Here is a 9409-nt window from a genome sequence, read left to right as displayed (position 1 = left end):
GGAGGAACCGCGGACGGGGGCGGCGACGCCACCGGCGGCACCACCAACCCGGTCGGCGGCCTGCTCGGCGGCGGAGACGGGGGCGGTGACGACGGCGGCGACACGGGCGGCAACGCGCCACCCCGCTAGCAACCGTCACCGGCCGGACGTTCAGCACCGGCCGGTGACGTCCGGGACCGGCCGGACGCCCAGGACCGACCGGTGACGGGCAGGACCGACCAACGACGCCCAGGACCGACCAGCGACGTCCAGGCAGGCTAGTGGCCCGAGGTCGCCTTCAGGCCGACCACGGCGACCAGCAGCAGACACACGAAGAAGATCCGTGCGGCGGTGACCGGTTCGTTCAGCGCGACCATGCCGACCACCGCCGCACCGGCGGCGCCGATACCGACCCACACGCCGTACGCCGTACCGATCGGCAGCGTCTTGGCGGCCTGCGAGAGCAGCAGCATGCTGACGACGATCCCGGCACCGGTGAACACGCTCGGCCACAGCCGGGTGAACCCCTCGGTGAACTTCATCCCGATCGACCAGCCGACTTCCAGCAGACCGGCGACGATCAACAGAACCCATGCCACGACGGCACCTCCGAAGCGAGAAACGCGGAACTTCACGGGGTGCGTCGTCTTGTCGAAACCCGGTACGGCGCGTCTCGTCGGGGTCCCTTCAAGGTAGCAAAGGGCACGGCAGAGGGCCTGGTGACGATGGTCACCAGGCCCTCACGCACGTACTCCCGCAGCTCTCCTACAGATACAGACCTGTCGAATCCTCCGACACCCGCTCCGACGCCACCGCGTGCAGATCCCGCTCCCGCATCAGTACGTAAGCGGTGCCCCGCACCTCGACCTCGGCGCGGTCCTCGGGGTCGTACAGCACCCGGTCGCCCGGCACCACGGTCCGTACGTTCTGCCCGACGGCGACCACCTCGGCCCAGGCGAGCCGCTTGCCGACCGCCGCCGTGGCCGGGATCAGGATGCCGCCGCCCGAACGGCGCTCGCCCTCGGGCGAGTCGGACTTCACCAGCACGCGGTCGTGCAGCATCCGGATCGGCAGCTTGTCGTCGTGGTCGCTCTGGGGGTGGGTCTTCTCGCTCACGTCACGCAACCTACCTGCCCCCACGGTTCCCGGCCGAGAGCGGGGTTCAGCGCTTGCGGCGGCGCGTGGACACGACGAGCAGACCCACGACCGCCACGGCGACCACGGCCACCGGCACCAGGCGGTCGATGCGAGGCGCGCCCTCGGCGTCCACGAACCGCGCCCGAACGTCCGTCACCTTGCGGTTGACCGCGACGAACGCCCGCCCGGCGGTCTCGTCCACCGCCGACCGCGCCTTGGCCTTGGCGTCGCCCACGATGGTCTTCGGGTGCAGCCGTACACCGATCTCGTCGAGCGTCACAGCGAGCTGGTCGCGCCTGCGGACGATGTCCGCCTCGATCTGCGCAGGGGTCCTGGCTTCCGACACTGCGCCGCCTCCGTCGTCCGGTCCGGTAATCCGTCGTGAACAGTCTGTCAGCTCCCGCGCACTCGCACCCATCGGCACCCCCATTACGCTCAAGCCGTCCCCTCTCTCCACCGAAGCCCTCTACCCCACCTGGGAGTACCCATGAGCGAGCGCCTCGCCCCCGGCGACACCGCCCCCCTCTTCACGCTGCCCGACGCCGACGGCAACGACGTTTCCCTCGCCTCCCACCGGGGCCGCAAGGTCATCGTGTACTTCTACCCGGCCGCCCTGACCCCCGGCTGCACCAAGCAGGCCTGCGACTTCACGGACAACCTGGACGTGCTGGCCACCGCCGGGTACGACGTCATCGGCGTCTCCCCCGACAAGCCGGAGAAGCTCGCGAAGTTCCGCGAGAAGGAGTCCCTGAAGGTCACGCTGGTCGGCGACCCCGAGAAGTCGGTCCTCACCTCCTACGGCGCCTTCGGCGAGAAGAAGCTGTACGGCAAGACGGTGACCGGAGTCATCCGCTCCACGATCGTCGTCGACGAGGAGGGCAAGGTCGAGCACGCCTTCTACAACGTCAAGGCGACCGGCCACGTCGCGAAGATCATCAAGGACCTGAAGATCTGACCGAGCCACACGAGCCACACGAGCCGACCGAGCCGCGCAAGCCGTGCGACCTGGGCGGAAAGTGCCCGATGTGACAGGAATCCCACCCCCACCGGGTGGGATTTTTTGTTTGCACCGGTCGCAATCGTGCAGACGTACCTCCTGGAACCCCGACCACCGAGAGGACCTGCACATGACGCCGACCGCCCCCGAAAGGGCCGAGGACCCCGAGGCGGTAAAGCGTCACCGCGTCCTCTTCCGCGCCCTGAATCGCCGCAAGAATCCGCCCCTGCGCCGGTCCGACATCACCATCACCGACGAAGCGGCCGTGAAGAGAGCCGTGAAGGCCGCTTCCCTCGGCAATGCCATGGAGTGGTTCGACTTCGGCATCTACAGCTACCTGGCGGTCACCCTCGGCCATGTCTTCTTCCCTTCCGGAAACGACACCGCCCAGCTCCTCTCCTCCTTCGCGACCTTCGCCGTGGCCTTCCTGGTCCGCCCCCTCGGCGGCATGTTCTTCGGCCCCATGGGCGACAAGGTCGGCCGCAAGAAGGTCCTCGCCCTCACGATGATCCTGATGTCGATCGGCACCCTCGCCATCGGCCTCATCCCGTCCTGGGACTCCATCGGCGTCTGGGCCCCGATCCTCCTCATCCTCTTCCGGATGCTCCAGGGCTTCTCCACCGGCGGCGAGTACGGCGGCGCGTCCACCTTCATCGCCGAGTACGCCCCCGACAAGCGCCGAGGCTTCTTCGGCAGCTTCCTCGAATTCGGCACCCTCGCGGGCTACGTCGGCGCGGCCGGCCTGGTCACCGCCCTCACCGCGGTCCTCGGCAACGACGCCATGCGCGAATGGGGTTGGCGCGTCCCCTTCCTGGTCGCCGCCCCGATGGGCCTCATCGGCCTCTACCTCCGGCTGAAGCTGGACGAGACCCCCGCCTTCCAGAAGCTGGAGTCCGAGAACGCCCGCGCCTCGGAAGCCGCCGACGCCGTCGAGAAGTCCACCAAGGGCGATCTGGGCCGCATCTTCCGCGACTACTGGCCCACCCTCATCCTCTGCATCTGCCTGGTCGGCGCGTACAACGTCACCGACTACATGCTGCTCTCGTACATGCCCACGTACCTCTCCAAGGAGCTGGGCTACTCGGAGACCCACGGCCTCCTGATCCTCCTCGCGGTCATGGCCTTCCTGATGGTGATCATCAGCCGGGTGGGCCGCCTGAGCGACCGCTTCGGCCGCAAGCCCCTCCTGATGACCGGCATGACCGGCTTCTTCGTCCTCTCCCTCCCGGCCTTCCTCCTCCTCGGCCAGGGCAGCATCCCGGCGATCATCGCGGGCCTGCTGATGCTGGGCCTCTCCCTGGTCTGCCTCCTGGGCACGATGTCGGCAGCCCTCCCCGCCCTCTTCCCCACCTCCGTCCGCTACGGCTCCCTCTCGGTCGGCTACAACCTCTCGGCGTCGATCTTCGGCGGCACGACCCCTCTCGTGGTCACCGGCCTGATCGCCTGGACGGGCAACAACCTCATGCCGGCCTACTACTCGATGGCGGCGGCACTGGTCGGCATCATCGCGGTCGCCTGCATGAAGGAAACGGCCCAGAAGCCGCTGGCGGGTTCCCCGCCGTCGGTCGAGACGAGGGAAGAGGCGGCGGAACTGGTGGAGTCCCAGGCCCGCGAACCGAAGTTCTGACGGCCCTCCCCACCGGCCCGGGTGCGCCCCTTACGATGGGGGCGCACGCGGCCGTGGTGGAACTGGCAGTCACGCTGGGTTTAGGTCCCAGTGGGGTAAAACCCGTGGGGGTTCGAGTCCCCCCGGCCGCACCGCGCACGAAGGGCCGCCCGTCTCGTACGGGCGGCCCTTCGTCGTGCGTACACGGCCCTTCGTCGTGCGTACGCGGCCCTTCGTCGTGTGTTCACAGCCCTTCGTCCTGCGTACACGCCCTTCCGTGCGTACGGGACGGGCACTCAGCCCAGCAACTCCCGCAGCACCGGCACCAGCGCCCTGAACGCCTTCCCCCGGTGGGAGATCGCGTTCTTCTCGGCCGGGGTCAGTTCCGCGCAGGTGATGTCGTACCCGTCCGGCTGGAGGATCGGGTCGTAGCCGAAGCCGTTCTTGCCGACCGGGGCGTAGCGCAGGGTGCCGGGCATGGTGCCTTCGACCACCCGCTCCGTGCCGTCCGGGAGGGCCAGGGCTGCCGCGCAGGCGAAGTGGGCGGCGCGGTGTTCCGGGCCGATGTCCGCGAGTTGGGCGAGGAGCAGGTCCAGGTTGGCGTGGTCGTCGCCGTGGGTGCCGGACCAGCGGGCGGAGAAGATGCCGGGGGCGCCGTGCAGGACGTCGACCGCGAGGCCGGAGTCGTCGGCGATGGCGGGGAGGCCGGTGGCCCGGGCCATGGCGTGGGCCTTGAGGAGGGCGTTCTCGGCGAAGGTGACGCCGGTTTCCTTGACGTCGGGGATCTCCGGGTACGCGTCCGTGCCGACCAGCTCGTGGGGCAGGTCGGCGGCGGACAGGATCGTACGGAGTTCGGTGATCTTGCCGGCGTTGCGGGTCGCGAGGATCAGGCGGGTGCTCATGCGCCCAAATTTACGGGGTGCAGACCTTGCCGATTTCGCCCGCCGCGTCGGTGACCGGCTTCAGGTCGGGGCTGGTGTCGCCCGAGTCGATGGCCTTGCGGACGGTGGAGACGCCCGCCGTGAGGTCCTTGACCGCCTTGGAGAGGTCGGCGTTGTCGGTCTTGTCGCCGAGGGTCTTGAGCTCCCGGTCGATGTCGTCCAGGGCCTGCTGGGACTGGAGGGGGTTCTCCGCTGCCGAGGAGATCGCCTGGGTGAGCTTGTCGACGCTGGCGGCGATGGTGGATGCGGTGTTGGCGCAGTCCATGGCCTTGTTGAGGGCTCCGCATCCGACGGTCGTCCCCAGCGCGAGAGCGGTGGCGGCAAGGGTCAGGGCGATTCGGCGTGCGTACGGCTGCATGGAGCGGGTCCTCCCCCGAGGAACGAGACAGTGTGGGACGGGCGCACGGGGTTGATTCCGTGCGCCCGTAACCGTCAGGACGCGTCGGGGGTCTCGGCGGTTGCCCCGGTCAGGGCGCGGGCCTGGAGCGCGGCGAGGTCCGCGCAGCCGCCGGCGGCCAGGTCGAGCAGGGCGTTGAGCTCCTTGCGGTCGAACGGCTCGGCCTCGGCGGTGCCCTGGACCTCGACGAAGCGGCCGTCGCCGGTGCAGACGACGTTCATGTCGGTGTCGGCGCGGACGTCCTCCTCGTAGCAGAGGTCGAGGAGGGGGGCGCCGTCGACGATGCCGACGGAGACGGCGGAGACCGTGCCGGTGAGGGGTTCGCGGTTGGCCTTGATGAGCTTCTTGGACTTGCCCCAGGCGATGGCGTCGGCGAGGGCGACGTACGCGCCGGTGATGGCGGCGGTGCGGGTGCCGCCGTCGGCCTGGAGGACGTCGCAGTCCAGGACGATGGTGTTCTCGCCGAGGGCCTTGTAGTCGATGACGGCGCGGAGCGAACGGCCGATCAGGCGGCTGATCTCGTGGGTGCGTCCGCCGATCTTGCCGCGGACCGACTCGCGGTCGCCGCGGGTGTTCGTGGCGCGCGGGAGCATCGAGTACTCGCCGGTGACCCAGCCTTCGCCGCTGCCCTTGCGCCAGCGCGGGACGCCTTCGGTGAAGGAGGCGGTGCAGAAGACCTTCGTGTCGCCGAAGGAGACGAGGACGGAGCCCTCGGCGTGCTTGCTCCATCCGCGTTCGATGGTGACCGGGCGGAGCTGTTCGGGGGTGCGGCCGTCGATTCGAGACATGGGTCGAGCCTAGTCGGTGCCCGAGAACGCCCGGTTCCGGAATGCCCGAGGGCCCGTTTCCATGGCTGGAAACGGGCCCTCGGGCGGGAGTTCGGTGGCTCCCCTGAGCTCAGTGGCTCACATCATGTCTTCGATCTCGCCGGCGATCGGGTCGGCGTCGGTGCCGATGACGACCTGGATCGCGGTGCCCATCTTGACGACGCCGTGGGCGCCGGCGGCCTTCAGTGCGGCCTCGTCGACGAGGTCGGGGTTGACGACCTCGGTGCGCAGGCGCGTGATGCAGCCCTCGACCTCTTCGATGTTGTCGAGCCCGCCGAGCCCGGCGACGATCTTCTCAGCCTTGGTGGCCATGTGTTTCTCCCTGAATGGTCAAAGGTCGCTGCATCACGCTGCGTCGGCCCAGCGTTGGCCGCTTTGTCACGTTAACTCACGGTTGGCCCAACTTCTCGGGCACATGGGGCGTACGTGACAAAGGATGACGATCACCGGTGGTGCGCGGTGGGCCGTACTGGTCGGCCGCACCCCGGGACCGTATCGCAACTGGTCTACACCAGTGTGCAACACCCGCGTGGGATGGCTTGTTCCAGGAGGACGTCCATGAGTGTGCAGAGCGCGGCGGCGCCGTCGCCCAAGTGGTGGAACGGCCTTTTCCAAGGGCTGCAGAAGATGGGGCGCAGCCTCCAGCTGCCGATCGCGGTCCTCCCCGCTGCGGGCATCCTGACCCGGCTGGGCCAGCCGGACGTCTTCGGCAAGGACGGGCTCGGCTGGAACAACGTCGCCAAGGTGATCGCGGGCGCCGGCGGGGCGCTGCTGGATGCCAACATCGGGCTGCCGCTGCTGTTCTGCGTCGGTGTCGCGATCGGCATGGCCAAGAAGGCGGACGGCTCGACGGCGCTCGCCGCGGTGGCGGGATTCCTCGTCTACTACAACGTGCTGCGCCAGTTCCCCCAGGACTGCGAGGGCGGCGCGAAGTCGGTGGCCACCGGGTGCCAGGCGGCGGACGGCGCCGTCACGGCCTTCACGTACCAGAATCCGGGCGTGTTCGGCGGCATCGTGATGGGGCTGCTGGCCGCGTACTTCTGGCAGAAGTACCACCGCACCAAGCTGGTCGACTGGCTCGGCTTCTTCAACGGCCGGCGGCTGGTGCCGATCATCATGTCGTTCGTGGCGATCGCCTTCGCCGCGCTGTGCCTGTGGGTGTGGCCGCCGGTGGGCAACGCCCTGGAGAGCTTCAGCGACTGGATGATCGGGCTCGGCGCGATCGGTGCGGGCATCTTCGGCATCGCCAACCGCGGTCTGCTGGTGATCGGGCTGCACCAGTTCCTGAACGTGCCCATCTGGTTCCAGTTCGGCAGTTACACGAAGCCGGACGGATCCGTGGTGCACGGCGACATCAACCGCTTCCTGGCGGGCGACCCGACGGCGGGGCAGTTCACCACCGGGTTCTTCCCGATCATGATGTTCGCGCTGCCGGCCGCGGCGCTCGCCATCACCCACTGCGCCAAGCCGCATCGACGCAAGGCGGTCGGCGGTCTGATGCTCTCGGTGGGTCTGACGTCCTTCGTCACCGGCATCACGGAGCCGCTGGAGTACTCGTTCCTGTTCATCGCGCCGCTGCTGTACGCGATGCACGCCGTGCTCACGGGTGTCTCGATGGCGGTGACGTGGGGGCTCGGCGTCAAGGACGGCTTCACCTTCTCGGCCGGTCTGATCGACTACGTCATCAACTGGAACCTGGCGACCAAGCCCTGGATGATCATCCCGATCGGGCTGTGCTTCGCGGTCGTGTACTACGCGCTGTTCCGGTTCGCGATCATCAAGTTCAACCTGCAGACCCCGGGGCGTGAGCCGGAGGAGCTGGAGGAGGAGATCGAGCAGGCGAACGTGAAGTAGCGGCTGGAGCCGGCCGCCGCGCGGCGAGCCGCGGCAGCAGCCGCACGGCAGGCAGCCGGATCACCTGCCCGGCAAGTAGCTGTAAGCAGCAATGGGTTAGGGGCTTCCACCCCTCCCCCACAGGCCCTCGGACCCTCGCGGTCCGGGGGCCTTTGCCCGTTGTACGGAGATGTGTCCCGGACCACCGGAATCGTGGGTTCCTTATCTCACCCTCACCGTGTTACAACTGGTCTACACCACTGAGTGGTGTAGACCACGCGCCCGACCGATTCGGCCCGTGTGAACCCCCCGGAGACGCCGCCGTCACCCACTTCTCGATGTCCATGGCGGCGCCTTGCCCCCATGGAGGATCTTGATGTCCAAGGCCAGCGCCGCCGCACCCGCGGCCGACAAGAAGAAGAAGGGCGCGGGCGTGATGTCTGTCATGCAGCGCATCGGCCGCAGCCTCATGCTGCCGGTCGCCGTGCTGCCCGCAGGCGCGCTGCTGATCCGCCTCGGCCAGCCCGACATGCTGGGCCGCGAGTCCTTCGGTGCGTTCGTCAACAAGATCGCCACGTTCATGGCGGCCGGCGGCGGCGCGATCATCGACAACATGGCGATCCTGTTCGCCGTCGGTATCGCGATCGGCTTCGCGAAGAAGTCGGACGGTTCGACCGCGCTCGCGGCCGTCACCGGCTACCTGGTCTTCCAGAAGGTGCTCGCCACCTTCACCGACGGCAACCTCCCGAAGGTCGCCGCGGTCGTCGACGGCAAGATCGTCATGAACGAGGCCCCGGTCAACGCCGGTGTCCTCGGCGGTGTCGTGATGGGCATCGTCGTCGCGCTGCTCTACCAGAAGTTCTACCGGACCAAGCTGCCCGACTGGGCGGGCTTCTTCGGCGGCCGTCGGCTGGTCCCGATCCTCTCCGCCTTCGCGGGTCTCGTCATCGGTGTGGTCTTCGGTTACATCTGGCCGGTCCTCGGCACGGCCCTGCACAACTTCGGTGAGTGGCTGGTCGGTTCGGGCGCGGTGGGCGCCGGCATCTTCGGTGTCGCCAACCGTGCGCTGATCCCGGTCGGCATGCACCACCTGCTGAACTCCTTCCCGTGGTTCCAGGCCGGTGAGTTCGAGGGCAAGCACGGCGACATCGCCCGCTTCCTGGAGGGCGACCCGAGCGCCGGCCAGTTCATGACCGGCTTCTTCCCGATCATGATGTTCGCCCTCCCGGCGGCCTGCCTCGCGATCGTGCACTGCGCCCGCCCCGAGCGCCGCAAGATCGTCGGCGGCATGATGTTCTCGCTGGCGCTCACCGCCTTCGTGACCGGTGTGACCGAGCCCATCGAGTTCACCTTCATGTTCCTGGCGCCGGTGCTGTACGGCATCCACGCGGTGCTGACCGGTGTCTCGATGGCCCTGACCTGGGCGCTCGGCATGAAGGACGGCTTCGGCTTCTCCGCCGGTGCGATCGACTTCCTGCTGAACCTGGGCATCGCCACCAAGCCGTGGATGCTGGTCCTGGTCGGCCTCTGCTTCGCGGTGGTCTACTACTTCGTCTTCCGCTTCGCGATCACGAAGTTCAACATCCCCACGCCGGGCCGCGAGTCCGACGAGGAGCTGGCGGAGCTGCAGAAGGCGGAGGCCAAGTAAGCCTGCGGCACGTGTGCGGAAGGGCCCCGGAACCAGTCGGTTCC

General features: G+C 68.5%; 11 protein-coding genes, 1 tRNA gene and 1 riboswitch. Of the genes, 5 read left to right on the top strand and 7 right to left on the bottom strand.

The genetic code is table 11. The features are described 5' to 3' along the window. Positions 1 to 257 precede the first annotated feature (257 nt). The 3 genes from ACWGIG_RS33170 to ACWGIG_RS33160 all read right to left on the bottom strand — a co-directional run bounded on the left by ACWGIG_RS33170 (position 258) and on the right by ACWGIG_RS33160 (position 1462). Positions 258 to 578 (bottom strand): DMT family transporter, encoded by a 321-nt coding sequence (locus tag ACWGIG_RS33170; RefSeq protein WP_453325397.1) that lies wholly within the window; start codon positions 576 to 578, stop codon positions 258 to 260. A gap of 38 nt (positions 579 to 616) precedes the next feature. Then, positions 617 to 687, bottom strand: a riboswitch (guanidine-III (ykkC-III) riboswitch). Positions 688 to 744: 57 nt separating this feature from the next. Beyond that, a complete protein-coding gene (locus ACWGIG_RS33165) occupies positions 745 to 1041 on the bottom strand; it encodes a GroES family chaperonin (RefSeq protein ID WP_362412162.1) in 297 nt (98 codons plus the stop codon). Positions 1042 to 1141: 100 nt separating this feature from the next. Then, positions 1142 to 1462, bottom strand: coding sequence for a DUF3618 domain-containing protein (locus ACWGIG_RS33160; protein WP_453325396.1), 321 nt, complete (start codon positions 1460 to 1462; stop codon positions 1142 to 1144). Positions 1463 to 1603: 141 nt separating this feature from the next. Between ACWGIG_RS33160 and bcp the strand changes: the two genes are divergently transcribed. The 3 genes from bcp to ACWGIG_RS33145 all read left to right on the top strand — a co-directional run bounded on the left by bcp (position 1604) and on the right by ACWGIG_RS33145 (position 3871). Further along, on the top strand, positions 1604 to 2071 hold the full coding sequence (gene bcp, locus ACWGIG_RS33155; protein ID WP_453325395.1) for a thioredoxin-dependent thiol peroxidase: 468 nt from the start codon (positions 1604 to 1606) through the stop codon (positions 2069 to 2071). Between the two features lie 172 nt (positions 2072 to 2243). Next, on the top strand, positions 2244 to 3740 hold the full coding sequence (gene proP / locus ACWGIG_RS33150; RefSeq protein ID WP_453325394.1) for a glycine betaine/L-proline transporter ProP: 1497 nt from the start codon (positions 2244 to 2246) through the stop codon (positions 3738 to 3740). 47 nt (positions 3741 to 3787) lie between these two features. Then, positions 3788 to 3871, top strand: a tRNA-Leu gene (locus tag ACWGIG_RS33145). Between the two features lie 144 nt (positions 3872 to 4015). On the opposite strand, the gene rdgB is transcribed toward ACWGIG_RS33145, so the two are convergent. From rdgB to ACWGIG_RS33125, 4 genes are all read right to left on the bottom strand, one after another. Continuing rightward, positions 4016 to 4621, bottom strand: coding sequence for an RdgB/HAM1 family non-canonical purine NTP pyrophosphatase (gene rdgB, locus ACWGIG_RS33140; RefSeq protein ID WP_453325393.1), 606 nt, complete (start codon positions 4619 to 4621; stop codon positions 4016 to 4018). A gap of 10 nt (positions 4622 to 4631) precedes the next feature. Further along, positions 4632 to 5018: a hypothetical protein gene (locus tag ACWGIG_RS33135; RefSeq protein ID WP_453325392.1), complete on the bottom strand. Its 387-nt coding sequence runs from the start codon at positions 5016 to 5018 to the stop codon at positions 4632 to 4634. Positions 5019 to 5092: 74 nt separating this feature from the next. Then, positions 5093 to 5845 (bottom strand): ribonuclease PH, encoded by a 753-nt coding sequence (gene rph, locus ACWGIG_RS33130; protein WP_453325391.1) that lies wholly within the window; start codon positions 5843 to 5845, stop codon positions 5093 to 5095. Between the two features lie 117 nt (positions 5846 to 5962). Then, the gene (locus ACWGIG_RS33125) at positions 5963 to 6196 is read right to left on the bottom strand and encodes a glucose PTS transporter subunit EIIB (RefSeq protein WP_185031809.1); all 234 of its coding nucleotides are present in this window, start codon (positions 6194 to 6196) and stop codon (positions 5963 to 5965) included. 246 nt (positions 6197 to 6442) lie between these two features. On the opposite strand from ACWGIG_RS33125, the gene ACWGIG_RS33120 reads away from it, so the two are divergent. Together ACWGIG_RS33120 and ACWGIG_RS33115 are read left to right on the top strand one after the other, a co-directional pair. Next, on the top strand, positions 6443 to 7738 hold the full coding sequence (locus ACWGIG_RS33120; RefSeq protein ID WP_453325390.1) for a PTS transporter subunit EIIC: 1296 nt from the start codon (positions 6443 to 6445) through the stop codon (positions 7736 to 7738). 355 nt (positions 7739 to 8093) lie between these two features. Next, positions 8094 to 9365: a PTS transporter subunit EIIC gene (locus tag ACWGIG_RS33115; RefSeq protein WP_453325389.1), complete on the top strand. Its 1272-nt coding sequence runs from the start codon at positions 8094 to 8096 to the stop codon at positions 9363 to 9365. The last annotated feature ends 44 nt before the right edge of the window (positions 9366 to 9409 follow it).

Source organism: Streptomyces sp. NPDC054863, assembly GCF_053610825.1.
This window is presented reverse-complemented; position numbering and strand designations above follow the sequence as displayed.